At 71.1% G+C, this 26,563-nt stretch carries 24 protein-coding genes; 8 read left to right on the top strand and 16 right to left on the bottom strand.

Features of this window, described 5'->3' with window-relative positions:
- Both ACFQ7C_RS06330 and ACFQ7C_RS06325 read left to right on the top strand, forming a co-directional pair.
- On the top strand, positions 1-2,925 hold the full coding sequence (locus tag ACFQ7C_RS06330; RefSeq protein WP_378898662.1) for an ATP-binding cassette domain-containing protein: 2,925 nt from the start codon (positions 1-3) through the stop codon (positions 2,923-2,925).
- Between the two features lie 25 nt (positions 2,926-2,950).
- Positions 2,951-3,382 (top strand): hypothetical protein, encoded by a 432-nt coding sequence (locus ACFQ7C_RS06325; RefSeq protein ID WP_378898661.1) that lies wholly within the window; start codon positions 2,951-2,953, stop codon positions 3,380-3,382.
- A 240-nt stretch (positions 3,383-3,622) separates the two neighbouring features.
- Here ACFQ7C_RS06325 and metH read toward each other — a convergent pair whose 3' ends face one another.
- The 4 genes from metH to ACFQ7C_RS06305 form a co-directional block, all read right to left on the bottom strand.
- Positions 3,623-7,327 (bottom strand): methionine synthase, encoded by a 3,705-nt coding sequence (gene metH / locus ACFQ7C_RS06320; protein ID WP_378898660.1) that lies wholly within the window; start codon positions 7,325-7,327, stop codon positions 3,623-3,625.
- A 245-nt stretch (positions 7,328-7,572) separates the two neighbouring features.
- On the bottom strand, positions 7,573-8,370 hold the full coding sequence (locus tag ACFQ7C_RS06315; RefSeq protein ID WP_378898659.1) for an LLM class F420-dependent oxidoreductase: 798 nt from the start codon (positions 8,368-8,370) through the stop codon (positions 7,573-7,575).
- 147 nt (positions 8,371-8,517) lie between these two features.
- A complete protein-coding gene (locus ACFQ7C_RS06310) occupies positions 8,518-9,474 on the bottom strand; it encodes a permease prefix domain 1-containing protein (RefSeq protein WP_378898658.1) in 957 nt (318 codons plus the stop codon).
- Between the two features lies 1 nt (position 9,475).
- Entirely contained in the window at positions 9,476-9,811 is a 336-nt protein-coding gene (locus tag ACFQ7C_RS06305; RefSeq protein ID WP_378898657.1) for a PadR family transcriptional regulator, read from the bottom strand.
- Positions 9,812-9,910: 99 nt separating this feature from the next.
- On the opposite strand from ACFQ7C_RS06305, the gene ACFQ7C_RS06300 reads away from it, so the two are divergent.
- Together ACFQ7C_RS06300 and ACFQ7C_RS06295 are read left to right on the top strand one after the other, a co-directional pair.
- Complete coding sequence (locus ACFQ7C_RS06300) at positions 9,911-10,075, top strand: hypothetical protein (RefSeq protein ID WP_378898656.1); 165 nt, start codon at positions 9,911-9,913, stop codon at positions 10,073-10,075.
- Between the two features lie 27 nt (positions 10,076-10,102).
- Entirely contained in the window at positions 10,103-11,098 is a 996-nt protein-coding gene (locus tag ACFQ7C_RS06295) for an o-succinylbenzoate synthase (protein WP_378898655.1), read from the top strand.
- 4 nt (positions 11,099-11,102) lie between these two features.
- On the opposite strand, the gene ACFQ7C_RS06290 is transcribed toward ACFQ7C_RS06295, so the two are convergent.
- Positions 11,103-11,741 (bottom strand): TetR/AcrR family transcriptional regulator, encoded by a 639-nt coding sequence (locus ACFQ7C_RS06290; RefSeq protein ID WP_378898654.1) that lies wholly within the window; start codon positions 11,739-11,741, stop codon positions 11,103-11,105.
- Between the two features lie 135 nt (positions 11,742-11,876).
- Here ACFQ7C_RS06290 and ACFQ7C_RS06285 point away from each other — a divergent pair, with 135 nt between their 5' ends.
- The 3 genes from ACFQ7C_RS06285 to ACFQ7C_RS06275 all read left to right on the top strand — a co-directional run bounded on the left by ACFQ7C_RS06285 (position 11,877) and on the right by ACFQ7C_RS06275 (position 17,666).
- A complete protein-coding gene (locus tag ACFQ7C_RS06285) occupies positions 11,877-14,882 on the top strand; it encodes an MMPL family transporter (protein ID WP_378898653.1) in 3,006 nt (1,001 codons plus the stop codon).
- Complete coding sequence (locus tag ACFQ7C_RS06280; protein ID WP_378898652.1) at positions 14,879-16,972, top strand: YhgE/Pip family protein; 2,094 nt, start codon at positions 14,879-14,881, stop codon at positions 16,970-16,972. Before ACFQ7C_RS06285 ends, ACFQ7C_RS06280 begins: the two co-directional genes overlap by 4 nt.
- Before the next feature lie 199 nt (positions 16,973-17,171).
- Positions 17,172-17,666 (top strand): nitroreductase/quinone reductase family protein, encoded by a 495-nt coding sequence (locus tag ACFQ7C_RS06275; RefSeq protein WP_378898651.1) that lies wholly within the window; start codon positions 17,172-17,174, stop codon positions 17,664-17,666.
- 19 nt (positions 17,667-17,685) lie between these two features.
- On the opposite strand, the gene ccsB is transcribed toward ACFQ7C_RS06275, so the two are convergent.
- From ccsB to ACFQ7C_RS06240, 7 genes are all read right to left on the bottom strand, one after another.
- Positions 17,686-18,762, bottom strand: coding sequence for a c-type cytochrome biogenesis protein CcsB (gene ccsB / locus ACFQ7C_RS06270; RefSeq protein ID WP_378898650.1), 1,077 nt, complete (start codon positions 18,760-18,762; stop codon positions 17,686-17,688).
- Positions 18,763-18,767: 5 nt separating this feature from the next.
- Positions 18,768-20,468 carry a cytochrome c biogenesis protein ResB gene (locus ACFQ7C_RS06265; protein ID WP_378898649.1) on the bottom strand — a complete coding sequence of 567 codons (1,701 nt, stop codon included), beginning with the start codon at positions 20,466-20,468 and terminating at the stop codon, positions 18,768-18,770.
- 28 nt (positions 20,469-20,496) lie between these two features.
- Positions 20,497-21,351: a cytochrome c biogenesis CcdA family protein gene (locus tag ACFQ7C_RS06260; RefSeq protein WP_378898648.1), complete on the bottom strand. Its 855-nt coding sequence runs from the start codon at positions 21,349-21,351 to the stop codon at positions 20,497-20,499.
- A complete protein-coding gene (locus tag ACFQ7C_RS06255) occupies positions 21,348-21,965 on the bottom strand; it encodes a TlpA family protein disulfide reductase (RefSeq protein WP_378898647.1) in 618 nt (205 codons plus the stop codon). Before ACFQ7C_RS06255 ends, ACFQ7C_RS06260 begins: the two co-directional genes overlap by 4 nt.
- Entirely contained in the window at positions 21,962-22,591 is a 630-nt protein-coding gene (locus ACFQ7C_RS06250; RefSeq protein WP_378898646.1) for a histidine phosphatase family protein, read from the bottom strand. Before ACFQ7C_RS06250 ends, ACFQ7C_RS06255 begins: the two co-directional genes overlap by 4 nt.
- A gap of 67 nt (positions 22,592-22,658) precedes the next feature.
- Positions 22,659-23,327, bottom strand: coding sequence for a DedA family protein (locus tag ACFQ7C_RS06245; RefSeq protein ID WP_378898645.1), 669 nt, complete (start codon positions 23,325-23,327; stop codon positions 22,659-22,661).
- Between the two features lie 146 nt (positions 23,328-23,473).
- The gene (locus ACFQ7C_RS06240; protein WP_378898644.1) at positions 23,474-23,929 is read right to left on the bottom strand and encodes a DUF6264 family protein; all 456 of its coding nucleotides are present in this window, start codon (positions 23,927-23,929) and stop codon (positions 23,474-23,476) included.
- 73 nt (positions 23,930-24,002) lie between these two features.
- Here ACFQ7C_RS06240 and aspS point away from each other — a divergent pair, with 73 nt between their 5' ends.
- Positions 24,003-25,343 (top strand): aspartate--tRNA(Asn) ligase, encoded by a 1,341-nt coding sequence (gene aspS / locus ACFQ7C_RS06235; RefSeq protein WP_378898643.1) that lies wholly within the window; start codon positions 24,003-24,005, stop codon positions 25,341-25,343.
- 197 nt (positions 25,344-25,540) lie between these two features.
- Here the strand turns inward: aspS and ACFQ7C_RS06230 are convergent, their stop codons facing one another.
- From ACFQ7C_RS06230 to ACFQ7C_RS06215, 4 genes are all read right to left on the bottom strand, one after another.
- Entirely contained in the window at positions 25,541-25,792 is a 252-nt protein-coding gene (locus tag ACFQ7C_RS06230; protein ID WP_378898642.1) for a glutaredoxin family protein, read from the bottom strand.
- Between the two features lie 14 nt (positions 25,793-25,806).
- A complete protein-coding gene (locus ACFQ7C_RS06225) occupies positions 25,807-26,100 on the bottom strand; it encodes a rhodanese-like domain-containing protein (protein WP_378898641.1) in 294 nt (97 codons plus the stop codon).
- A gap of 88 nt (positions 26,101-26,188) precedes the next feature.
- Entirely contained in the window at positions 26,189-26,287 is a 99-nt protein-coding gene (locus tag ACFQ7C_RS06220) for a 30S ribosomal protein bS22 (protein WP_003792170.1), read from the bottom strand.
- Between the two features lie 82 nt (positions 26,288-26,369).
- Complete coding sequence (locus ACFQ7C_RS06215) at positions 26,370-26,561, bottom strand: helix-turn-helix domain-containing protein (protein WP_019182077.1); 192 nt, start codon at positions 26,559-26,561, stop codon at positions 26,370-26,372.
- Positions 26,562-26,563 lie beyond the last annotated feature (2 nt).

Below are 26,563 nucleotides of genomic sequence, written 5' to 3'. Positions count from 1 at the left end.
ATGACGTTCCGACCCGGTCCTCTGCGAGCCGCGGCGATCCTCGCCGCAGGTTTCGTGGCGGCCCGGGTCGTCTACCGCATCCTCTTCCACGGCGCCGACGGCGACGGCTTCGTCCTGCTGGACCTTCCGGCGGTGCGACTGCCGTCGCCGTTCGCGCATGTGGTGCTGCTGGGTCCTGTCACGGTCGACGGACTGTGGGATGCCGCCGCCAGCGCCCTGCCGATCGCCCTCGCGATCCTCGCCTTCGGTGTCGTCAACGCCGTCATCGACCTGCACCGGGTGTTCGCGCACGCCTCGCGACGCGGACCGCTCCGAGGTATCGGACGGGCCCTCGCGATCGCCGCGGCGACCCTCCCCTCGCTCGCCGACGGCGCCCGCGCGGTGCGGTTCGCCCAGCGACTGCGCGGCGAGCGCGGCGGGGCACGGATGCTGCTTCCCCTCCTCGAACGCACGCTCGAGCGCGCCGGGGCCGTGGCGGCGGCTCTCGAGCTCCGCGGGTTCGCGGGGCGCGGGCTCGACGGGGACTGCTTCGCGCCCGTCGAAGCGGAGGACGTCGAGATCGGGTTCGGCTCCGCGGCGGCGCGCGGCGCGGCGCGGGAACGAGGCATCCGGCTTCCGTCCTCGCTCGTGCTCGACGCGGGCACGCTCACCCTCGTCGCGGGGGCGACCGGGTCGGGCAAGTCGACGCTCCTGCGGGCGATCTCGGGGTTGCACACGCACACCGACGGCGGGTGGATCGCCGGGGCGCTGCGGGTCGTGGGACACGAGCGCGCTGCCGTGCCCCCGCGCGACCTCGCGCAGCGCGTGGGCGTGGTGCTGCAGCATCCGCGCGAAGCGTTCGCGACCGAGCGGGTGCGCGACGAGATCGGGCTCTCGCTGGAGCTGCGCGGCGTCGCACCCGTGATCACTGCGGCCCGCGTGGCCGAGGTCGCCGACCGGGTGGGTGTGACGGCCCTGCTCGACCGCCCCACGCGCGGGCTCTCGGCCGGCGAGGCGACGCTCGTCGCGATTGCCGCCGCGATCGTCGAGCACCCGATCGTGCTGCTGGTCGACGAGCCGCTCGCCGACCTCGACGCCGACGCCCGGGTGCGCATCGCGGGCCTTCTCGACGCACTCGCTCACGACGCGGGCATGTGCGTCGTGGTCGCCGAGCACCGCGTCGAGGCGCTGGAGGGGATCGCCGACACGGTGCTGCTGATCGACGACGGCGTGGTGGCGCTGGTGGGCCCCGCGGGTGTGGGGCGCGCCGCGGACGATCGGGGCGCGTCGCACCCGCCCCGAACGCACGGCATGCGCCCCGCAACGGAGCCGGCGACGCGCGACTCCGGTGTGCCGGGCAAACTCGTGCTGCGCGCCCGCGGCCTCACGGTGCGCCACCGTGACACCGTCGCCGTGGCGGGTGCCGATGTCGACCTGCGGGCCGGCGAGATCGCCGCGCTCGTGGGCCCCAACGGCGCGGGCAAGTCGAGCCTGCTCGCCGCCCTCGCCCTGCCTGCACGAGGAATGGCGGTCGAGTCGGACGGTCGCGTGGCACTGGTGCCCGACGCCTCGGACGATCTCTTCGTCTGCGACACCGTCGCCGCCGAGTGCCGGCGGGCGGACCGCCGGGCCGCGCGCCGCGACCCGGGTGCGGCGACGGGGACTGCCGCGCGGTTCGCGGGGTTCCTGGGCCTCGATCCCGGGGGCCCGCCTTTCGCGGCGCGTCTGGCGCGGCATCCGCGCGATCTGTCCGCGGGCGAGCGGCGCTGCCTCGCCCTGGCGATCCAGCTCGCGCCCTCCCCGCGCGTGCTCATGGTCGACGAGCCGACGCGGGGCCTCGATCCGACCGCCCGCGACATGGTGTGGGAGGCGCTGACCTCGCTCGCCGTGTCCGGCACCGCGGTGCTGGTCACCTCGCACGAGCCCGACTTCACCGCCCGCACCGACCGGACGCTGACGATGCGGGCAGGCGTGCTGGCCGCAGCATCCTTCGCCCGCCCGATTCCGGGTCCATTCGCGCCGGTTGCACGGCGCGCACCGCTCGCAACTCAGGATGAAAGCCGGGAAGACCGTCCCGCGGACGCGGGTTCGGCGAACCATCCTGAATTGCGAACAGGGAGGACCGCGCCCCGCAGCCGCGGGCGCCGGCTCGGCGGCCGCCTGCCCGTTGCCGCTCTGGCCGCCGCGAACCTCGTCGCGCTCGGGGCGTTCTGCTGGCCGCTCGTCGCGACGGCGGTGCCCGAGCAGGCGTACGCGGCCGTGCCGGTCGCGGCGCTCGCGCTCGTGCCGCTCGCCGCGCTCGTCGTCGTGGCGACGCTCGACGGCAGTGTGCGCTCCGCGCACATGCTCGCGCTCCTCGGCACGCTCGCGGCCATCGGCGCGGCCGTGCGCATCGCGGGCACCGGCGTCGGCGGCGTCGAGGCGGTGTTCATCCTGCTGATCCTCGCCGGCCGCGCTTACGGCGCGCGGTTCGGCATGCTCCTCGGCATGGCGACGATCGCCCTCTCCACGCTCATCACGGGCACGTTCGGCCCGTGGACTCCCTTCCAGATGTTCGCGTGCGCATGGGTCGGCGCTCTCGCGGGCCTCCTCCCCCGGCGCATCTCGCGGATCGGCGAGATCGCCATGCTCAGCGTCTACGGCGTCGTCGCGTCGTACGCGTTCGGCCTGCTGATGAACCTGTGGTTCTGGCCGTTCGCGGTCGGCTACGGCACCGGCATCTCGTACGACGGCAGCGCGCCGCTCGACGTGAACCTCTCGAGCTTCCTGCTCTACTCCCTCGTGACCTCGACCCTCAGCTGGGACACCCTCCGCGCGATCACCACCGTCATCGGGCTCGTCGTCGTGGGCCGCCCGATCCTCGCGGCCCTCCGCCGCACCAAGCCGCTCGCGTCGCGCACTGAGACCAGCCTGACGCCGCGAGAGCGCTCCTCTGCCCTATCGTGAAGCTCACGTGCCGGAAGGAGCCCACGTGACCGCAGCGACCGTCGCGACGCCGGTATCGGCGAGCCTCGTGGGTGCCTACGTGCCCGAGATCATCTCGCTCGCCAAGCGCGGCCTGCTGTGGGCGTTCCTGTACGGCGTGCTCACCCTCGCCTCGAGGGGTGGATGCCTCGACCCCGCGTCGGGCGGCGATCCGGTCTGCTACACCGCGACCCTCCGCCCGTCGCCGCTGACCTGGTTCGTGATGGCGCTCGTCTTCGTCGTCGCGCTGAGCCGAGCCGCGAAGGCGACGTCGACGGCGCAGATCTCGCGGATCCTGTCGCTCGCGGCGACCGCCCTGTGGGTCGTGCCGCTCCTGGCCGCCGTGCTCGGCGTGGTGTCGTTCATGTCCTCCGGGCCCGAAGCGTGGCTCGACGGCGGGGTTCCCGTCAACATCGACTTTCAGATCACGCCGGGCTGAGCCGGACCCGCGCTGAGCCCGACCGCGCCTCGCGGCCTCACCGTGTATCAGGGATTCCGCACGGAGGTGGCAGCCGACGCCGCGTGACCTCGTGCGACGCGACCACACCTGCCACCTCCCTCCGCATCGCCGCACGCCGATGGGGCATCCGTCGCCGGTTCGCACGGCGGATCGCGACGACGGCTGACACCTTCCCGGATGCTGCGGGCGGCGGCATCCGTCATCCCCGACAGCGCCGGGTCAGACGGAGAAGTACTTCGCCTCGGGGTGGTGGAAGACGAAGGCGTCGGTGGACTGCTCGGGATGGAGCTGGAGCTCCTCGCTGAGCTCGACGCCCATGCGCTCGGGGCGCAGCAGCTCGACGACCTTGCGGCGGTCCTCCATGTCGGGGCATGCCGGGTAGCCGAGGGAGAAGCGGGCGCCGCGGTACTCGAGCTTGAAGAGACCCGCGGTGTCGGTCGGGTCCTCGGCCGAGAAGCCCAGCTCGGAGCGGATGCGGGCGTGCCAGAACTCGGCGAGTGCCTCGGTCAGCTGCATCACGAGACCGTTGAGCTCGTAGTAGTCGCGGTACCTGTCCTCGGCGAAGAGCTTCGCCGTGACCGAGTCGATGTTGGCGCCCGCCGTCACGAGCTGCACCGGCAGCACGTCGACCTGCCCCGATTCGCGCGAGCGCACGAAGTCGGCGAGGCAGAGATGCCGGTCGCGGCGCTGACGCGGGAAGTGGAAGCGCAGGCGGTCGGTGCCGAGCGTGCCGCCCGATCCGCCGTCCGGGGCGAGGAGGCCGGCGGCGCCGAGCGCGCCGGAGGGGTCGTCGCCGTGGTGAAGCACGACGACGTCGTTGCCCTCCGACACGACCGGGAAGAAGCCGTACGCGACCGACGCGTCGAGCATGCCCTCGCCGAGGATGCGGTCGAGCCAGTAGCGCAGCCGCGGCCGGCCCTCGGCCTCGACGAGCTGCTCGTAGGTGGCGCCGTCCTCGCCCCGGCCGGGCTTGAGGCCCCACTGGCCCATGAACGTCGCGCGCTCGTCGAGGAACGCGGCGTAGTCGTGCAGCGCGAGGCCGCGGACGATGCGGGTGCCCCAGAACGGCGGTGCGGGGACGGGATTGTCGGATGCCACGTCCGAGCGTGCCGGCATCGCCTCGGGCTCCGTGAGGGTGAGCTTGGAGCCGGCCGCGTGCCGCCGCTTCTTGAGTGCCGGCAGCCCGACCGAATCGGGCGCCGCGCCGCGCGCGATCTTCACGAGCGGCTCCATGAGCGCGAGCCCCTCGAACGCGTCGCGGGCATAGCGCACCTCACCGTCGAACAGCGAGGCGAGGTCGTCCTCGACATACGCACGGGTGAGCGCGGCGCCGCCCAGGATCACCGGCCACTTGGTGCCGAGACCGCGCGACGTGAGCTCCTCGAGGTTCTCCTTCATCACGACGGTCGACTTCACGAGCAGGCCCGACATGCCGATGACGTCGGCGTCGTGCTCCTCTGCCGCCGCGATGATGTCGGCGATCGGCTGCTTGATGCCGAGGTTGATGACGTCGTACCCGTTGTTGGTCAGGATGATGTCGACGAGGTTCTTGCCGATGTCGTGCACGTCGCCGCGCACCGTCGCGAGCACGATGCGACCCTTGCCCGAGGCATCCGACTTCTCCATGTGCGGTTCGAGCAGCGCCACCGCGTTCTTCATGACCTCGGCCGACTGCAGCACGAACGGCAGCTGCATCTCGCCGGCGCCGAACCGCTCGCCGACGATCTTCATGCCCTCGAGCAGGTGGTCGTTGATGATCTGCAGCGGTGCGAGCCCGCCCGCGCGGGCGAGGTCGAGGTCGACCTCGAGGCCCTTTCCCTCGCCGTCGATGATGCGGCGCTCGAGCCGCTCGCCCACCGGCAGTGCGGCGAGCTCGGCCGCGCGCTGGTTGCGCAGGGCCGCGGTGTCGACGCCGGCGAAGAGGTCCAGCATCCGTGCCAGCGGGTCGTACGTGATGTTGCCGTCGGCGTCGTACTCCCGGCGGTCCCACACGAGGTCGAGGGCGACCTTGCGCTGCTCCTCTGAGATCGAGGCGAGCGGCACGATCTTCGCGGCGTCGATGATGCCCGACGTGAGCCCCGCCTGCACCGCTTCGTGCAGGAACGCGGAGTTCAGCACGCTGCGCGCGGCCGGGTTGAGGCCGAACGACACGTTCGAGACGCCGAGCGTCGTGTTGATGCCGGGGTACTTGGCGCTGATCTGCCGGATCGCCTCGATGGTCTCGATGGCGTCGCGGCGGGTCTCCTCCTGGCCCGTCGCGATCGGGAACGTCAGGCAGTCGACGATGATGTCGCTGACGCGCAGGCCCCACTCGCCGACGAGCTCGTCGATGAGGCGCGAGGCGATCGCGACCTTGCCCTCGGTCGTGCGGGCCTGGCCGTGCTCGTCGATGGTGAGCGCGATGACCGCCGTGCCGTGCTCCTTGACGAGCGGCATGATGCGGCCGAACCGCGAGGTCGGGCCGTCGCCGTCCTCGTAGTTCACCGAGTTCACGACGGGGCGGCCGCCGATGAGCTCGAGTCCGGCGGCGATGACCGCGGGCTCGGTCGAATCGACGACGAGGGGCAGCGTCGAGGCGCTCGCGAAGCGCGAGACGACCTCGCGGATGTCGGCCACGCCGTCGCGGCCGACGTAGTCGATGCAGACGTCGAGCAGGTGGGCTCCGACGCGGATCTGATCCCGCGCGATCTCGACGCAGTCGTCCCAGCGGCCCTCGAGCATCGCCTCGCGGAACGCCTTCGAGCCGTTGGCGTTGGTGCGCTCGCCGATCGCGAGGTACGAGGCGTCCTGCTGGAACGACACGTGCTGGTACAGCGACGCGACACCCGGGTCGAGGTCGACCACGCGCTCGCCCAGCGTCCGGACCGGGATGGCGCGGTCGCTGTCTGCGCGGGGTGCGGCACGTTTCGGCTCGCGTCGCTCGCTCGACGACCGGAAGCCGGCCAGGCGCTCGACGACCGCGGCGAGGTGCTCGGGCGTCGTGCCGCAGCATCCGCCCACCAATCCCAGCCCGAATTCGCGCACGAACTGCTCGTGCGCGGTCGCGAGCTCGACGGGCGTGAGCGGATAGTGCGCGCCGTTCGCGCCGAGCACCGGCAGACCGGCGTTGGGCATGCAGGCGATCGGCACAGTGGCGTGCTTCGACAGGTGCCGGAGGTGCTCGCTCATCTCGGCGGGGCCGGTGGCGCAGTTGAGGCCGATCGCGTCGACCCCGAGCGGCTCGATCGCCGTGAGCGCCGCGCCGATCTCGGAGCCCATGAGCATGGTGCCGGTGGTCTCGACGGTCACCTCGACGAAGATCGGCAGACGGATGCCGCGGCTCACGATCGCCTGACGACACCCGTTGATCGCGGCCTTGGTCTGAAGGAGGTCCTGGCTCGTCTCCACCAGGAAGGCGTCGGCTCCGCCGTCGATGAGGCCCTCGGCCTGCAGCGCGAACGTCTGCTTGAGGTTGTCGTAGGTCGTGTGACCGAGGCTCGGGAGCTTGGTGCCGGGGCCCATCGAGCCGAGCACCCACCGCACGCGGCCGTCGGCCGCCTCGGCGGCCTCGACGCGCTCGCGCGCGATGCGAGCACCGACCTCGGCGAGCTCGGCGATGCGGTCGACGATGCCGTAGTCGTCGAGGTTCGACCAGTTCGCGCCGAACGTGTTGGTCTCGACCGCGTCGACGCCGACCGCGAGGTACGCGTCGTGGATCGCCCCCACGACATCCGGACGCGAGACGTTGAGGATCTCGTTGCAGCCCTCGAGGCCCTGGAAGTCGCCGTCGATCGACAGGTCGTACCGCTGGAGCATCGTGCCCATCGCGCCGTCGGCGATGACCACGCGCTCGCGCACGCCGTCGAGCAGCTGCTGAGAGCGCTCCGGCCGGGGCACCCCGTCGATGTCGAGGCTGAACCGGGGTGCGGGCGGTGCTGCGGTCACCCCCGCGATTTTAGTCGCCGGTGTCTTCGGCGTCCCGTTCCATGACGGACACCGCAGTCCTCGTCCGGTGCGGACGCTGGTCCAGCCTCGCCCCAGGTCAGCGAGAGTACAGCTGGTCGCCGAGAGGTAGGGAACCAACCGCACCCTCGGCGACCAGCTGTACTCTCGCGGTTCGGGCGAGGCCGGAACGATGGATGCTGCGGCCCGGCGCCGTGCGCCGGGCGGCAGCATCCGTGAGAAAAGCGTCAGGCGTTCTTGGCGTCGCGCCAGGCCAGCCACCCGCGGATGAGGTCGTAGTCCCAGTCGGGGCCCTGGAAGCCGATGGTGAACAGGCGCACGCCGGCGTCGTAGAGGCGGTCGGCGTGGGCCTCGTCACGCTGGTGCAGCTCGTTCGAGATGACGAGGTTCGAGGTGTCGCGCTGCTCGCCCGCGGCCCACCGCTCGATGACGTCGAGCTTGTGCGGCAGATCGTTCGCGCGCACGTAGCTGTGCCAGATGTCGGCGTGCCGGGCGACGAGGCGCAGGGTCTTCTGCTCGCCCGCGCCGCCGATCATGACCGGGATCTCGCGCGTGGGCGCAGGGTTGAGCTTCTGCCAGCGCGCCTCGATGCGCTCGAGCCCTGCGGCCAGGTCGTTCAGGCGCGAGCCGGCGGTGCCGAACTCATAGCCGTACTCCTCGTAGTCACGGGCGAACCAGCCGGACCCGGTGGCGAAGATGAAGCGGCCGACGCCGTCCTTCGCCGAGATGTGGTCGATGGTGCGGGCCATGTCGGCCTGCAGGTCGGGGTTGCGGTAGCTGTTGCAGTTGACGAGGGCGCCGAACTCGACGCGCTCGGTCTGCTCGGCCCACGCGGCGAGCATGGTCCAGGACTCGAAGTGGAGGCCCTCGGGGTCGCCCGTCAGCGGGAAGAAGTGGTCCCAGTTGAAGAGGATGTCGACGCCCATCTCCTCGAGGCGGAGGACGGCGTCGCGGAAGGCCGAGTAGGGGGCGTGCTGGGGCTGCAGCTGCACGCCGAGGCGCACGGGAGTGTCGAGGAGGGGCATGGGGAAAACACTAGGGCCGCTGCGAGGGGTCGGTCCTCGTTCGAGGGGAAGTGCGTGAGGCCGGTCGGCACCGACTCCTCAACGAAGGGCCCTCAGCCGAGATCTTCGGCCGAGAGCCCTCCGTCGAGCCCCGAGGTTGAGGAGTTGCTACGCCCGGCGCGCACGCGCTGCCTTGAGCGCGGCATCCACCGTGTCCCAGATCGCGACGCCCGCGATCACGAAGCCGACGATGATGGAGAGGATCTGCCCCACCTCGTCACCGCCGTCGGGGATGATCGTCGGGAAGTACGCGGGGTTGATCAGGCGCCCCTCGAACAGCAGCCACAGCGCCGGCACCGCGATGACGAAGTTCAGGACGCCGTTGACCACGGCCAGCCCGATGGTCCAGCGTCCGAGCGCGTAGACGACGACCGCGAGCACAGCTTCGAGCGCCATCACGGCGAACAGGGCGAGGATCCACCACGGCCAGAGACCCGGGTCGAGGAACGACAGGCCCGGCTCGGTGGGCACGAACCCGACGAACAGGTCCCACAGCACGACCCCGACCATGATCGCGAGGAACGCGAGGGACGTGATCATGTCGCCGAGGCCCACGCCCTTCTGCCGCGGCTCGGGGAGCTGATCGGGCGTCCACGGCTCGCCCCGCATCGCCTCGTTGCCGGTGCGCTCGAGGATGACGAAGATGAGCGTGGTCCAGAACGCGAGGTGCACGACCACCGAGAGCAGCAGCGGCACGAGCGCACCGATGATCTCGCCGAACGAGGCGCCGTCGATCACCATTGCGAGCGAGACCCCGAACGCGGCGCAGGCGGGCACGATGTAGAGAAGGAGCTTCAGCAGCCGCCACCAGTCGAGGAAGTAGCGCGGCCCCACGAGCCAGAGCGGACGGTCCGTGTACCCCGCGGCCAGCTTGTCGGGGTCGCCCAGCTCGGTGAGCACGGCGCGCTCGGCGCTGTCGCGGGGTTCGCCCTGCTCGACGCGGGCCTCGATCTGGTCGTCGATCGAGGCGCGCAGCTCTGCGGCGAGATCGGCGCGCTGCGCCTCGGGCACCGTGCGCATGGCGGCGTCGACGTAGCGGTCGGTGAGGGTGGCGGTGGCAGTCATGTCAGTTCTCCTCAGGAAGGGCGTCGATCGCGGCGGCGATCGCGCGGAAGTCGTCGGTGAGGGCGCCGGCCAGGCGGAGGCCGGCGTCGCTGGTGCGGTAGAACTTGCGGGGACGGGACTCGTCGGTGTTCCACTCGCTCGTGAGGAAGCCCTGCTTCTCGAGGCGCCGCAGCAGCGGGTACAGCGTGTTCGCGTCGGTCGGGAAGCCACGTTCCCCGAGCTCCTCGAGCAGGCCGTACCCGTACCCCGGCGTCTCGAGCAGCCGCAGGCACGCCAGGACGACCGTGCCGCGCCGCAGCTCCTGCAGGTGCGTCTCGAGGATCTCGGATTCGCTCATGTCTCACACCATACTGTGTGTCACACACTATCGTCAACAACACTTTATAGTTCCAGTCGAAACTGGGATGCTGGGGCCACAGGGCGAGAGGGGGCCTCGATGTCCGAGAAGCCGAGCCGCTGGACACGCCTGAAGTGGGCGATCCTCGGAAAGCCGGCGACCCACGAGGAGTACCGGGCCGTGCAGTCCTCCTCGTACCGCGACGCCCGCGTGATCGGCCACTACGAGACGCGCGACGCGCGATTCCAGGTCGGCGGGTTCTGAGCCGGGATTCGCGGGCAGACTGAACCCGTGACGACGCCCGCTCCGCTCCCCCCGCTCGCCGAGATCCTCGACTCCGCGCACGTCGTGGCGCTGCCCCTGGTCGCGCGGTTCCGCGGCATCGACGTGCGCGAGGCGCTCATCTTCGAGGGCCCGGAGGGCTGGGCGGAGTTCTCCCCCTTCGCCGAGTACGGCGACGCGGAAGCCTCGACGTGGCTGGCTGCCGCGATCGAGGATTCACGGATGCCGCGCCCCACCGCCCGCCGTGAGCTCATCGGCGTCAACGCCACGGTGCCCGCGGTGGCGGCTGCATCCGTCCCCTCCGTGCTCGCGCGATTCGACGGCTGCCGCACGGCGAAGGTCAAGGTGGCGGAGCCCGGGCAGGTGCTCGCGGACGACGTCGCGCGCGTGCGCGCGGTGCGCGAGGCCATGGGCCCCGAGGGCCGCATCCGCATCGACGCGAACGGCGCGTGGAACGTCGACGAGGCCGAGCACGCCGTCCATGCGCTCGCGGAGTTCGACCTCGAGTACGCCGAGCAGCCGTGCGCGAGCGTCGAAGAGCTCGCGGAACTCCGCCGCCGCGTGAAGTACATGGGCATCCCGATCGCCGCCGACGAGAGCGTGCGCAAGGCCGCCGACCCGCTTGCGGTCGCCCGTGCCGGCGCCGCCGACCTGCTGGTGATCAAGGCGCAGCCGCTCGGCGGAGTGCGCCGAGCGCTCGAGATCGTCGCCGAGGCCGGCCTTCCTGCCGTTGTGTCGAGCGCCCTCGACACCTCGGTGGGGCTGTCGATGGGCGTCGCGCTGGCCGCCGCGCTTCCCGAACTCGACTACGACTGCGGTCTCGGCACCGCGTCGCTGTTCACCGCCGACGTCGTCGACCCGCCACTCGCGCCGCGTGGCGGAGCGCTGGCAGTCGGCCGCGTCACCCCCGACCCGGCGCTGCTCGCCGAGCACGCAGCATCCGCCGACCGCCGTCAGTGGTGGCTGGACCGCGCGGCCCGCTGCTACGAGGCGCTCGGTGCCTGACTGATCAGAGGGGGTCGACCAGAGCAGTCGCGAGGCGGGCGGTGCGTTCGTTCACCAGCTGGTGCATCTCGGGGGTGCTGAGGCCCGACATGATGGCGAAGGCCGACGTGTCTTCCCAGGTCTGGAGGATGAGCCCGGCGAACTCCTGCGAGGGCACGCGCAGGCGGAAGCGGTAGGTGAGCGCGAGCTCCTCGATGAACGAGCCGACGCGCTCGACCATGCCCGCCTGCCACGCGATGTACGTCTCCGCAAGCCGCTGATCGCGCATGGCGCGCGTGCGGATCTCGCTCGTCAGCAGGATGCCCTGCTTCTTGTCGAACGCGACGTCGAGCAACTGGCGCACAAGGGCGCCGGGCTCGAGGTCCTCGCCGCGCTCCTGCAGCACCGCGACCCGCTCGGCGACCTCGTCGATCTTCTCGCCGGCGACGCGCTCGGTGAGGGCGAGCATGAGCTCGTCCTTCGTCTCGAAGTTCGAGTAGAAGGCGCCGCGCGTGAAGCCGGCGCGCTCGCAGATCGCTTCGACGGATGCCGCGTCCAGGCCGACTTCGGCGAAGACGAGGGCCGCAGCATCCAGCAGCTTCTGCCGGGTCGCCTCACGGCGACGCGAGGTGCCGGTCGCTTCGGCGACGGGGGTGTCGGTCATCGGTCCTCCATTCCGTCCAGTCTCACACGCACTACTCAGGTTCCGGCGGGCAACCCGCCTTACGATACACTCATGTATCCGATACAGCGCTGTATCGACGGTTCCCGAACTCTCCACCCGTAACCGGAGGCGCTGTTGTCGACTCTTCTGTATGCGCTCGGCCGCTGGACCTACCGCCACCCGTGGCGGGTGCTGGTTTCGTGGCTGATGCTGCTCGGCATCGCCCTCGGACTCGCGATCCCGCACCTCGGCGGCACCGACAACTCGTTCTCGATCCCGGGCACCGAGGCTCAGGAGGGCATCGAGCTGCTCGACCGCAGCTTCCCTCAGGCGAGCGGCACGAGCGCACAGCTGGTCATCGTGACCGCGGACGGCGACCGGATCGACGAGGAGCCGTACGCCGGCGCCATCGACGACACGGTGGCGCACCTCGAAGACCTCGACGGCGTCATCGCCGTCACCGACCCGTTCAACGAGATGGTGACGGGGATGGTGTCGGACGACGACTCCGCCGCGATCATCCGCCTCCAGTTCGACGGCCAGGCCACCGATGTCTCCGACGAGACCAAGGATGGACTCGAGGACGTCGCCGACGACCTGCGCGAGACGCTCCCCGAAGGCTCCGAGGTCGCGATGGGCGGCGACCTCTTCTCGACGTCGGTGCCGGCGCTGTCCATCATCGAGGCGGTGGGCGTGCTGATCGCGCTCTTCGTGCTGATCGTGACGTTCCGCTCGTTCGCGGTGGCGTGGTTCCCGCTCGTCTCGGCGCTCATCGGCGTGGGTCTCGCGATCGCCCTCATCTTCGTCGCGACGGCGTTCGTCTCGGTGTCGTCGACGACGCCGATGCTCGCGATCATGCTCGGACTCGCGGTCGGGATCGACTACGCCCTGTTCATCGTCGCGCGACATCAGGATCAGGTGCGCGCCGGGGTCGAGCCCGAGGAGTCCGCCGCCCGTGCGACGGGCACCGCCGGCTCCGCCGTCGTCTTCGCCGGCATCACGGTGCTCATCGCCCTCGTCGGCCTCGGCTTCGCCGGCATCCCCTTCCTCACCACGATGGGCATCGCCGCCGCCGTCGCCGTCGCGATCGCCGTCGTCGTCGCCCTCACCCTGACGCCCGCCCTCCTGGGCTTCGCGAAGCACCGCGTCGCAGGCTGGGGCCACGGCAGGAAGCGTCGCGGGATTCCGCTGCCCGGCGCCCGCCGCTCGACCGACGCGGAGAACGGAACATCGACTCAGTCGGACGCACCCGCCTCGGACGACGCGGATGCCTCGCACCCGCTGAGCGGAGCCCGGCCAGAGGAGACCTCGAGGCGCGCGCGAGCGGCCACCGAGGCGGCGGAGACGCGCGAACAGGCGACCGACGAAACCGCCCTCGCAACCGAGCCGATCCACGGAGGTCCCCAGAAGACCAACAAGTGGGTCGCGCTGGTGACCAAGCACCCGTGGATCACCACGATCGCCGTCGTCATCACCCTCGGCGTCATGGCGATCCCGGCCGCCAGCCTCGCGCTCGCGCTGCCGAACGCCGGCCAGCAGCCGGAGTCGAGCCAGGCGCGTCAGGCGTACGACCTCACGGCCGAGCATTTCGGGCCGGGGTCGAACGGTCCGCTCATCATGACGGGCACGATCGTCACGTCGACCGATCCGCTCGGCCTCATGGCCGACCTCCAGGCCGAGATCGAGAAGGTCCCGGGTGTGAAGGAGGTCGCGCTCGCGACACCGAACGAGACCGCCGACACCGGACTCATCCAGATCGTGCCCGAGACCGCGCCCGACGACCCCGCGACCGCCCAGCTCGTGCGCGACTTGCGCGCGCTCGCCCCGGAGCTGGAGGACGAGTACGGCGTCGACCTCAAGGTGACGGGCTTCACCGCCGTCGGCATCGACATCTCCGACCGCCTGGGCGCCGCCCTGCTGCCGTTCGGCGTGTTCGTCGTGGGCCTGTCGCTGGTGCTCCTCATGATCGTGTTCCGCTCGATCTGGGTGCCGATCAAGGCGGCGCTCGGCTACCTGCTGTCGGTGATGGCCGCATTCGGCGTCGTCGCGGCGGTGTTCGAGTGGGGCTGGGGCGCGGAGCTGCTGCACGTGGACCGCACGGGCCCGGTCATCAGCTTCATGCCGATCATCCTCATGGGCGTGCTGTTCGGCCTGGCGATGGACTACGAGGTCTTCCTCGTCAGCCGCATGCGCGAGGACTACGTCCACGCCCGCCGCGCCGCCGGCGGTCACGCGACCCGCAGCGGCCGAGACATCGCCGTCGGCGCGGTGCGCTCGGGCTTCACCGCCTCGGCGCGCGTGGTCACCGCGGCGGCCGTCATCATGTTCGCGGTGTTCGCGGCGTTCGTGCCCGAGGGCGACTCGTCGATCAAGCCGATCGCGCTCGGTCTCGCCGTCGGCATCGCGGTCGACGCGTTCCTCGTGCGCATGACGCTCGTGCCGGCGGTCATGACCCTGCTCGGCGACAAGGCGTGGTGGATGCCGCGCTGGCTCGAGCGGATCCTCCCCCACTTCGACATCGAGGGAGAGGCCGTCGAGCGCGAGCTGTCGCTCGCCGAGTGGCCGGAGCCGAACACGACCGCCGCGGTCGTCGGCGACGGCGTCGGCGTGCGCGCAGACGCGGGCGGATCGGCCGGGGAGGTCGTGCTGTTCGAGGACGCCCGGTTCCGGGTCGAGCCCGGCGGCACGCTCATCGCGACCGGCGACCCCCGCGCCGCACGGGCGTTCGCCCTGACGATCGCCGCACGACTCGCACCCACGGACGGACGCCTCCGGGTCGCCGGCCACCTGCTCCCCGAGCGCGGGGCCTGGGTGCGCGCGCACGTCGGCCTCGCACTTCTCGCCGACGCGGACGACCGCGTGCCGGCGCTGCGCACCGCACTCGCCGGAAAGGCCGGCCTCGTCGTGATCGAGGGCGTCGACGCGCTCGACCACGCGGAGCGCGACCAGGCGGCGGCGCTGCTGCGCGATGCCGCCGCGGCGCTGGCCGCGGGCGACGAGCGTCTGACGCTCGTCGTGACCGGCCGCACCGAGAGCGCGGCCCTGGCCCTCCTCGCGGATGCGCACCGCCCCGACGTGACCTCGATCACGCTGCGCTCCGCCACCTCACAGACCACCACCACCGCAGAGGTGAACGCATGACCCCGAACTGGATCACCACGGCCGTCGAGCGCGCCCGCTCGACCCGGCCGGTCACGTGGCTGACGCTCATCGGCGTGCTGCTGCTGCCCGTCGTGATCGGCGGCATCCTCGTGGCCGCGCTGTACAACCCGGTCGACCGGCTCGAGAGCCTGACCGCCGCCGTCGTGAACGAGGACGAGCCGGTCACCGTCGACGGGCAGATGGTGCCGCTCGGCCGCCAGCTCACCGCCGGGCTCGTCGAGGGCTCGGACGAGCTCGACAGCAACCTCACGTGGACGCTGTCGAACGCGGATGACGCGGCCGCCGGCCTCGCCGACGGAACCTACGCCGCCGTCATCACGATCCCCGAGAACTTCACTGCCGCCGCCCTGTCGACCCGCCCGGGCGAGACGCCGGAGCAGGCCACGATCGAGGTCACGACACCGCCCGACAGCCTCATCGTCGACGATGCGATCACCGCGCAGGTCGCCTCGGCTGCGGCCTCGACCATGGGCACCCAGCTGTCGACCGTGTACCTCGAGAACGTCTTCCTCGGCTTCACGACGCTGGGTGACCAGCTCGGCACGGCGGCCGACGGCGCGCAGCAGCTCGCCGACGGCGCGACCCAGGCCGCCGACGGAGCCGCGCAGCTGCCCGACGGCATCTCGCAGCTCGCGGACGGCAACGAACAGCTCGCCAGCGGCGCCTCGCAGCTCGCGAGCGGCGCCGGCCAGATCGCGGGCGGCGCGACATCGCTGCAGTCGGGGCTCACGACGATCGCCGGCAAGACGCGCGAGGCCGCCGGCGGCGCGCAGCAGATCGCGGACGGCGTGAACGCGGGCGCGGCCACCTTGGAGCAGACCGGGGTCGTGCCCGATGGGCTCACGCAGGTCGCCGGTGGGGCCAACGCGGCGACCGCCGCCGCGGCTGCGAAGGCGAAGGCGAACTTCGAGGCTCTGCAGGCCCTCGCCGCGTCCTGTGCACAACCCGGAGACTTCTGCGCGGACCTCGGAGCCGCGGTCGTCTCGGCCGGCACGACGTCGGCGATCCTCAACGGCACCGACCCGGTGGACAATCCCGGCGCGGTGGCTCTGACCAAGTACACGGCGGACGGCATTGCGCAGCTGAACACCGGCGTCACCGCGGAGTTCGCGAAGCAGTTCCGCGGCATCGGCACCGGCGTGGGCACGCTCGCCGGCGGTCTCACCCAGCTCGCCGGCGGCATCGACCAGTCGGCGGCGGGCGCGGGCCAGCTGGCCACGGGCGTCACCGGCATCCAGAGCGGTGCGAGCGGCCTCTCCGACGGCGCATCGCAGCTCGCCTCGGGCGCGGCCCAGGCTGCCGACGGCGCCACGAGCCTCGCGGACGGCGTTGCCCAGCTCGCCGACGGCACCGGGGAGCTCGCGACCGGGCTGGCCACGGCATCCGACTCCCTCCCGTCGTACACCGACGACGAGGCGACCGACCTCGCCACCGTGGTGGCGAACCCCGTCGAGGCGGAGGGTGTGGGCACGTCCCTGTTCGGCGCCTCCGCGATCCCGCTCCTCGCGACTCTCGCGCTGTGGTTCGGCGGACTCGGCACGTTCGTCGCGCTGCAGGCCGTGTCGCGCCGCGCGCTCACGTCGCGCAAACCCTCGGCGCTGCTCGCGCTGCGCTCGTTCGCGCCGGCGGCCGGGCTCGGCGCCGTGCAGGGCCTGCTGGTCGCCGGCGTCGTGCAGCTCGCCGCGTCGTACTCGTGGGCGCACTGGTCGGTCTTCGCCGTCGTCTGCGTGGTCGCCGGCATCGCGTTCGCCGCGGTGAACCAAGCGCTCATCGCCGTGTTCGGCGGCGCCGGGCGGTGGATCGCCGCGCTCATCGGCGTGTTCGCCGTCGCGACGGGGGTCGTCTCGACCGTGCCGGGCGTGCTCTCGAGCGTCGCGGCGCTCCTGCCGACCGGTCCCGCTTACAACGGCATGCTCGCCGCGCTGACGTCGGCGTCAGGCCTCGGCGCCGCGATCGCCGGTCTCGTCGTGTGGACGGTGCTCGCCCTCGCCGCGACGATCCTTGCGGTCGCCCGTCGGCGCAGCACGTCGGCGGCGGCACTGCTGAAGGCGACCCCGGTCACCGCCTGACCTGCCCGTTCCCGTTGTAACTTCTCGGGTTTGGGGCGCGGCATGTACATTCGGGGCGCGTCGCGCGCGCCCCGAATGAACGCGACGCGCCCCGAACCTGAGACGGCATCACCGTGGACGAGCGGCTCGGCCGATCGGCCGTCGATCCTGGCCGATCGGCCGATTGCCGGCGCCCCGCACGCGCGTCAGGATCGGAGGCATGAACGCCGCCGACCCCCGTCCGACCGAGCAGCCGCACGACGCCGCGCGCATCCCGCCCCGCTGGTTCATCCGAACCGCGTGGGTCGTCCATCGCGCGCTGTACCGGGTGACCGGCGGACGCGTCGGGCTGCGGCATCCGTCCCCCACCGTCTACGGGATGATGCGCCTGCACACGATCGGACGCAGGTCGGGCGAGCCCCGCGTCGCCATCCTGGGCTACTTCGAGGACGGCCCCGACCTCGTCACGCTCGCGATGAACGGGTGGGGCGACCCGCCGCCGGCATGGTGGCTGAATCTGCAGGCGCGGCCCGCGGCATCCGTCGACCTACCCGACGGCAGGCGCGACGTGCTCGCTCACGAGGCGACGGGTGCGGAGCGCGAACGCCTGTGGGCCGTGTGGCGCACCCTCGAAGGCGACGCGGACCTCGACGCCTACGCGGCGCTGCGCAGCCGCGAGACACCCGTCGTGGTGCTGGCGCCGGCGCCGGCCTGAGCCCCCAGGGCAGCTCAGCTCAGCTCAGGCCCGAGTAGGCGTGCAGACCCTTGAAGAACATGTTCACGATCGTGAAGTTGAAGATCACGGCTGTGAAGCCGATGATCGACAGCCATGCCGAGCGCGCTCCGCGCCAGCCGCGGGTGGCACGCGCGTGGATGTAGCCGGCGTAGAGCACCCAGATCACGAAGGTCCAGACTTCCTTCGTGTCGAAGCCCCAGTAGCGACCCCAGGCGTCGTTCGCCCAGATGGAGCCGGCGATCAGCGTGAAGGTCCAGAAGATGAAGCCGAGGATCGCGAAGCGGTAGGCCAGCGACTCGAGCGCCTCAGCGCTCGGAAGGGTCTTGAGGAAGCCCGGTCCTGTCTTGGCGGTGCCGGATGCTGCGGCCTCCGCCTTCGCGAGCGCCGCCGTCTTCGCCTCGCGGCGGGACTGCATGAGCTGCAGCACCGAGAGGCCGAATGCGAGGGCGAACAGCGCCGTCGCGAGGGAGGCGACGAACACGTGGATGACGAGCCACACCGACTTGAGGGGGTCCATCAGCGGCACGATCTCGGTGTAGAACCAGATGGCCGTGCCGCCCAGCAGCACCACCACGAGCCCGGTGATGAACGTGCCGAGGAAGCGCAGGTCGTAGCGGAAGAGCACGCCCAGGTACACCGCCACGATGAGCAGGGTGCCGGTCAGGGCGAACTCGTACATGTTCGACCACGGCACGCGCCCCGCGGCGATGCCGCGCGTGACGTCGCCGCCGAGGTGGAACAGGAAGCCGAGCACCGTCAGCGACGTGCCGATGCGGGCCCAGACGAGCCGCGGGCGGTGGCCGACCGGGGCGTTGAGGGCCTCCTCCGAGGCGGTCTCCTGTGCGCGCATCTGCGCGATGATCCCGGTGCGCGAGCCATCGCCCGCACCCCCTGCCGCGACGAGTTCACGCTCGCGCGCGGTCTTGGCCGCGGCATCCTTCGCGTCCGCCGCAACGGCGCCGCGGCGCGCGAGATCGACCGCGTACGCGACGAACGCGAGGGCGTAGATGGCGATGGCCGTCCAGACCAGCAGCACCGAGACCGAGTCGAGGGTGAGGGGGGAGGCGTCGGGCATGGCTCTCAGTCTACGTCGGGGGTGGATTCGGGCTTCGTGGCGCGGTCGCCCGCGGCAGCGTGGTCGGCGAGCGATGCGAGGTGGCGCTGGGCGAACTGCTCCACGGCGTCGTCGAGCGCCGGGTCTTCGCCGCGCGCGAGACCCGCGTACTCGAGGTGCACGGTGTGGCCCTGGCGCGTCGCCTTGACCCACATGCGCCGGCGCGGCACGAACAGCGCGGCGAGCAGGCCCGCCAGCGCGAGCACGGCGAACACGAGCACCCAGGTCGCCGAGGCGTCGCGGTGGATCGAGAGCGACACGTACCGCTTGACCGAGTCCTGGAAGCCCGCCGCGTCGGGCGTCTCGTTCTCGAACGTGATCGTGCCGAGGCCGTCCGGAAGGTCGACCGTATCGCCGGGCTTCAGTTCGAGCGACGAGGTGCCCGAGTCGCCGCCGGCGAGCTGGGTCATCTCGCTCGGGTCGAGCGTGTAGACCGACTTCGGCACGCCGCCGTCGATGCCGAGGTCGCCGGCGTAGACCCAGAACGTGAGCATCGGGTACTCGAGGTCGCCGTACACCGAGGTGTAGGCGCCGTTGGTGAGCTCCTGTGCGGTGGGATAGAAGAAGCCCACCAGACCCATCTGCTCGCGCAGGCCGTCCGGCACCTTCACGACGCCCTGCGAGGTCATGTTGTTGTCCTGCGGCAGGAACGGCACGGACTCCGAGAACACCACGTCCCCGGCGTCGTTGCGGATCGTGATGGTCGGCGCGTAGCCGTTGCCCATCAGGTACACCCTGTCGCCGGCGATCGCGAGCGGGTGGTTGACGCGCACCTCGCCCTCTTCGGCGTCGGCGCTCGGGAACTGCGTCGTCAGGTGCGCGATGAAGTCGCCCGCCTGCCCTGCGCCGTTCTGTCCCGGGGTGACGTACGAGACCGAGAACTCGTCGAGCGTCAGCGCGTAGGGCTCGAGGGCGTCCTCGTCGACGAACCGGCCGGGGTTGAACGAGGTGTAGTCGAGCATCGTGTTGACCCACGTGCGGCCCTCGATGATGACCGTCTGCCCGGTGTACGTGAACCCGCCGCCGATTCCGACCGCGAGCAGCACGCCGACCAGCGACGCGTGGAACACGAGGTTTCCGGTCTCGCGCAGGTAGCCGCGCTCGGCCGACACCGACAGCGCGCGTGCGCCGTCGTAGCGGGCGACGCGGTAGCCCGCCTTCTTCAGCTGCTGCTGGGCGGCCTCGACGGCGGTCGCAGCGGCGGCGGCAGCATCCGTGTCGTCCTGGTACTCGAGGATCTCGGAGCGGTGCGCTTCCAGACGGGCCAGTCGCGCGGGCGTGCGCGGGGGCTGCGCGCGCATCGCCTTGTAGTGGTGCTTGGTGCGCGGGATGACGCAGCCGACGAGCGAGACGAACAGCAGGATGTAGATCGCCGAGAACCACGGCGAGGTGTACACGTCGAAGAGGCTCAGGTTGTCGAGCACCGGCGCGAGGTCGGGGTTGTCGACGAAGTACTGGCGCACGCCGTTCGGGTCGGCGCTGCGCTGCGGAACGAGCGACCCGGGCACGGCGGCGATCGCGAGCAGGAGCAGCAGCACGAGCGCGGTGCGCATCGACGTGAGCTGGCGCCAGCCCCAGCGCAGCCACCCGACGACGCCCAGAGCGGGCTGCGTGATGTCGGATGCTGCGGACTCCGCGTGGTCGGAAGGCCTGAGGGGGTCGGTCATCTCGTCGGTCGTGGAACCTTCCGTGGCGTCAGAGCGGGGCCGGGACACTGGCGAACACCCCCTGGAGCTGAGCCATGACCGCGGTCCAGACGCCGGTGACCATGAGCAGGCCCAGCACGATGAGCACCGCGCCGCCGATGAGGTTGACGACGCGGATGTGGCGCCGCACGAACGACACCGAGCGCGTCGCCCACCCGAACCCCAGAGTGAGGAGGAGGAACGGGATGCCGAGACCCAGCGAGTACGCGACGCCCAGCAGCGCCGCGCGCGCGGCAGAGCCGGAGTCGAACGCCATCGTCAGGATCACGGCGAGCGTCGGGCCGATGCACGGCGCCCAGCCGATGCCCAGCGCGATGCCCAGCAGCGGTGCGCCGATCAGCCCGAGGTTTCCGCGCACCTGCGGGCGCGAGATGCGCTGCGCCAGGCCGAACCACCCGATGAAGACGAACCCCATCGCGATGATGACGACGCCGAGGATGCGCGTGATGAGGTCCTGGTACTCGAGGAGGAAGCGTCCCAGCGTTCCGCCGAGCATCGCCATGCTGACGAACACGACGGTGAAGCCGGCGATGAAGAGGAGCACCCCGAGCACGAGGCGTCCGCGAGCGGGTGCGTCCTCTCCGCCGGCCTCTCCCCCGGCCGTTGAGCGAGCGAGGGACGAGCGAGACGAGACGCCTTCAGCGCTCGGCGAACCGTGGGGCGCAGCATCCGTTCCGACTGCCACGCGTGCCGGCCGCGGCGAGACCGCGCCGCCGATGAAACCGAGATACCCAGGCACCAGCGGCAGCACGCACGGCGACAGGAACGAGATGGCGCCGGCGAGGATCGCGATCGGGATGGCGATCAGGAGCGACCCGTCGGCGACGAGGGCGCCGAGGTTCACGACTCCTCCAGGGCGTCGCGCACGATCGTCTCGAGGATCGACGCGTCGTCGGCCTTGATCTGGCCGATCAGGCGCGCGGCCACGCGGCCCTGCTTGTCGAGCACGATCGTCACCGGCACGGCGTTGAGAGGCGTCTCCCCGGCGAACGCGAGCTTGATCGAGCCGTCTTCGCTCGCCAGCGCGCTCGGGTACTCGACGCCGTACTTCTCCGAGAACGCCAGCGATGCGGCGGCCCCGTCGTAGAGGTTCACACCCAGGAACGAGACGTCCTGATCCGCGAACTCGGCGTCGGCCGCCGCCAGGACGGGCGCCTCGACACGGCACGGCGCGCACTGCGCGTACCAGAAGTTCACGACGAGCACCTCGCCCGCGTAGTCCGCGCTCGAGGTCGTGCCGCCGGTGTCGAGCACGCCCTCGAACTCGACGGCGTCGGTGCGCTCGGCCGGCGCGATCTCCTTGACGGTGAAGCCGTCGGCGGCCACGAAGCCCTTATTGTCCCCCGAGCGGTACTGCTCGGCGAGGGGGTCGCTCGTGCACGCGGCGAGTCCGGCGATCAGCCCGACGACGAGGAGAGCGGATGCTGCGGCCCGCACCTTCTGGAACCGCTGAGTCATACCGCCCCCACATCCACCGCGCCGGCCGTCGACGCCGGTTCGGCGTAGGCGGTCTCGGTCCACTTGCCGTCGACCATCTCGAAGCTCGTCACGCTCGACAGCGCGCAGCGTCGCGCGCGGGGGTCGTGACGGAGCGGGAGCCCGGCGACCGCGAGGTGGGTGATCCAGATCGGGAGCTGGTGCGACACGATGACGACGTCGCCCGTGTCCGCGGCCTCCCAGGCGTGCGTCATCGCGGAGTTCATGCGACCAACGACGTCGGCGTACGGCTCGCCCCAGCTGGGCAGCGCGGGCTTGCGCAGATGGCGCCAGTTCCACGGGTTGATGAGGGCCACCGCCATGCGCTTGCCCTCGAAGACGTTCGTCGGCTCGATGACCCGCTCGTCGAGGACGGGCTGCAGGCCGAAGATCTCGGTGAACGGGACGGCGGACTCCTGCGTGCGCTGAAGGGGCGAGCTCACGAGTGCCGACACCGGACGCTCAAGCGAGGCGATGTACTCGGCGGCCTGCCGGGCCATGTGGCGGCCGTCGGCGCTCAGTCCGTACCCCGGGAGTCGCCCGTAGAGCACGCGGGCGGGGTTGCGGACCTCCCCGTGGCGCACGAGATGAAGGCGAGCGGCGGGCACCGGCCCAGTCTACGTGGGCGTCTTCTGTGGACCGGCTGAGCGTTCTCCCAGGTTCGGCGGGGTCGGCTCAGTCGAGCTCGGGCTCCGGGCCGCCGCGCGACTCGAGCAGGGCGCGGACGCGCACGTAGAGGAACCACGCCACCCCGATGACGGCGGCCGCGATGACGACGTACTGGAGGATGTCGGCGTAGCGCTCGACGATGTGCCACGACTCGCCGAGGAAGAAGCCCGAGAAGACGAAGATCGAGTTCCACACCAGGCTTCCGGCAGCGGTCAGCAGCGTGAACCGCCACACCGGCATGCGCGTGATGCCGGCAGGGATGGAGATGAGACTCCGGAAGATCGGGATCATCCGCCCGAAGAACACGGCCTTGCCCCCGTGACGCCCGAACCACGCGACCGTGCGGTCGATGTCTTCGGGGTGCAGCAGCGGCACCTTGGTCGCGATCGCGCGCAGCCGTGCGATCCCGAGCCACGCGCCGAGGCCGTAGAGGAGGAGCGCGCCGGCGACCGATCCCACGGTGGTCCACACCAGCGCCTCGACCAGCGAGAACGACCCGCGGCTCGCGGCGAGCCCCGCCATCGGCAGGATCACCTCGCTCGGCAGCGGCGGGAACAGGTTCTCCATCGCGATCGCGAGGCCCGCGCCGGCGGGCCCGATCACGTCCATCAGGGAGACGGCCCAGTCCGCGAGGGCGCTGAGCCAGGAGCCGTCGGTCGTCGTCGCAGTCGTCATTCGTCGGATCCCCGTCCGTCGGTGGCAGTTTCGTGGCGGCGGCCGCGACTCTTCGGCGCGACGTCGTCCAGGCTAGGCGACGAGGATGAACGATTCCCGGGTGCTGACCCCCGGAAGCCGATGGGGTCCGCCCGCACGAGCGAGGATCAGGCGCCCGAGCTGGGGACGCCCGCGGCGGTGACGACGAACGCGAGCACGAGAGACAGCACGATGAGCGCGGCGCCGGCGAGCGGCACCCAGAAGGCGAGCCGGCGCTTCACCATGAGGATGACGGCGACCACCGCGGTGATCGCGAACGCGACCCAGGGCAGGATCATGCCCATCATCCAGCCGATCGCGATGAGGCTGCCGTCGCACAGGACGTTCCCGCACGGGTCGGATGCCATCACGAGGAACATGCCCGTGACCGAGGCGAGCCCAGCGAGCACGCCGTCGGCGACGAGCAGAACGATCGTGACGACGACGTCGAGAACTTTGACGGGCCGTTTGGCGGGCACCGCCTCCGCCGCCGGCGGACCGTATGCGGCGCCGCCCGGATAGGGAGGCGGGGCGGATGCCTCAGCCCACGTCGGAGCGGGCTGCTCGGGTTCCGGCGTGGTCATGCCCGCATGGTAGCGGTGGGTGCGGGCTTCGGCGAGAAGGCGACCGCGGCGCGCCAACGTAGACTTGTCGCTCGTGAGTGAACGCGTCCTCGTCAAGCAGCTTCAGGGTCTCGCCGACGGCCCGGTGTCCGTCTCCGGGTGGGTCGAGACCGTCCGCGATCAGAAGAAGGTGCAGTTCGTCATCCTTCGCGACGAGACCGGGGCCGTGCAGCTGGTCAACCCGGCGACGCGCCCCGCAGAGGACGGATCGGAACAGGATGCTGCGGCCCTGGCCCTCACGGACCTCATCTCCAACCTCGCCACCGGCACGTTCCTGACGGTCACCGGCGAGCTCAAGCACGACGAGCGCGTGAAGCTCGGCGGCGTGGAGATCAAGATCGGCGCGCTCGACGTCGCAGCGGCCGCCCTCCCCGAGACGCCCATCGCGGCCGACTCGGGTCTCGACAAGCGCATGGACTGGCGCTTCCTCGACCTGCGCCAGCGGCGCAACAACCTCATCTTCCGCGTGCAGACGACGCTCGAGCACGCCTTCCGCTCCTACTGGATCGAGCGCGACTACATCGAGGTGCACTCGCCCAAGCTCATGGCCTCGGCCTCCGAGTCCAACGCCGAGCTGTTCTCGCTGGAGTACTTCGAAGACAAGACCGCCTACCTCGCGCAGTCGCCGCAGTTCTTCAAGCAGATGGCCCAGGTCGCGGGCTTCGGCAAGATCTTCGAGATCGCCCCCGCCTTCCGCGCCGACCCGTCGTTCACGTCGCGCCACGCGACGGAGTTCACCTCGGTCGACGCCGAGATCAGCTGGATCGACTCGCACGAAGACGTCGCCGCGATGCAGGAAGAGCTCCTGCAGACCGCGTTCCAGGCCGTCAAGGACAAGCACGGCGCCGAGATCGAGGAGCTGTTCGGCCTCGAGGTGCAGGTGCCTGCGATCCCGTTCCCGCGCATCCCGCTCGCCGAGGCGCGCGAGATCGTGAAGAGCCGCGGGTACGAGATCCCGCGCACCGACGGCGACCTCGACCCCGAGGGCGAGCGCCAGATCTCCGCGTACGTCGAGGAGACCTACGGTCACCAGTTCGTCTTCATCACCGACTACCACCCCGAGATCCGCGCGTTCTACCACATGCGTGACGAGGAGACCGGGCTGACCAAGTCGTACGACCTGCTGTTCAAGGGCGTCGAGATCACGACGGGCGCCCAGCGCGAGCACCGCGTCGACGTGCTGATCGAGCAGGCGAAGGAGAAGGGTCTCGGGGCCGAGCACCTCGACTTCTACTTCGACTTCTTCCGCTACGGCGCCCCGCCCCACGGCGGGTTCGGCATGGGCCTGGCGCGCGTGCTGATGCTGCTCCTCGGCGAGTCGTCGATCCGCGAGGTCACGTATCTGTTCCGGGGCCCCACGCGCCTCGCCCCCTGATCTCCCTCAGCATCGCGAAAGGGGAGATCTCCGCGCTCAGCGTGCGGGGATCTCCCCTTTCGCGATTCCGGATGCTGCGGCCCGCAGCATCCGTCTTCCGCACGGTCTTCTGTTCGCGCTGTCCGAATCGGCATGCGCGGCCGTTCCGAATGGGTGCGAATGCCGATTTCGACCGCGCGGGTGAAAGTCGACGTTCCTCAGCGAGCGGCGGTCAGCGCGGCGCGCAGGCGGTCGGGCGAGACGCGCCAGTGGCCGTGCAGCTCTCCGTCGACGAGCACCACGGGGATCTTCTCCCACCACAGCGCGTAGAGGGCGGGGTCGTCGGCGATCGAGAACTCCTCGACGTCGACCGCGTCTTCGGGCAGCTCTGCCACGACGGTCTCGACGACCTCGCGCGCGACGTCGCACAGGTGGCAATCGGGCTTGCCGATGAGGGTGACGGTGGTCACGCCCTGCGCCGTCGTCACGCCTCGACCGGGTAGCCGGCCGCGATCCACTCGTTGGTGCCGCCGTCGACGTTGGTGACGTCGTAGCCGCGGGCCTCGAGCGCCTCGACCACGCGGCCGGACCGCCCGCCGATGGCGCAGATGACGTCGAACGCGCCGTCGGGGAGCTCGTCGAGGCGCCCCCCGATGACCGACATCGGGATGTTGACGGCGCCGGGCACGTGACCCGCGGCGTACTCGTCGACCTCGCGGACGTCGATGAGCGGGGTCTCGACGCGCTCGCGCAGCTGCTGGACGGTGATGGACTTCATGACGGCCTCTCGGGTCGCGGGCTCTGCCGGTGGGAGCACGGATACACGAAGCGCCCGTCCGGAGACAGGCGCTTGGTGCGGATGCCGCTTACTTCTTGTTGCGGCGCTGGTGGCGAGTCTTGCGAAGCAGCTTGCGGTGCTTCTTCTTCGCCATGCGCTTGCGGCGCTTCTTGATGACAGAACCCACGGAAAACCTCACTAGATCGGGGTCTGGACGCGGCCGCGCCGCGCCCGGGAACGGGGCAAAAGGAAAAATGCCTCGGAACAGTCTAGCCGACGTCGGCGATCGGCCGTTGCAGCGCCTCGGTGACCGCCGACTCGGGCACGCGGTAGCTGCGGCCGAAGCGCACCGCGGGCAGCTCGCCGGAATGCACGAGGCGGTAGACCGTCATCTTCGAGACTCGCATCAGCTCGGCGACCTCGGCCACCGTGAGGAAGCGCACGTCCGGCAGCTCAGCCATGT

Origin of the sequence: Microbacterium sp. NPDC056569, from assembly GCF_042793475.1 — a bacterium.
GTDB lineage: Bacteria > Actinomycetota > Actinomycetes > Actinomycetales > Microbacteriaceae > Microbacterium.
Note: the sequence above shows the minus strand (reverse complement) of the source record. Positions and strands in the feature narration are given on the sequence as shown.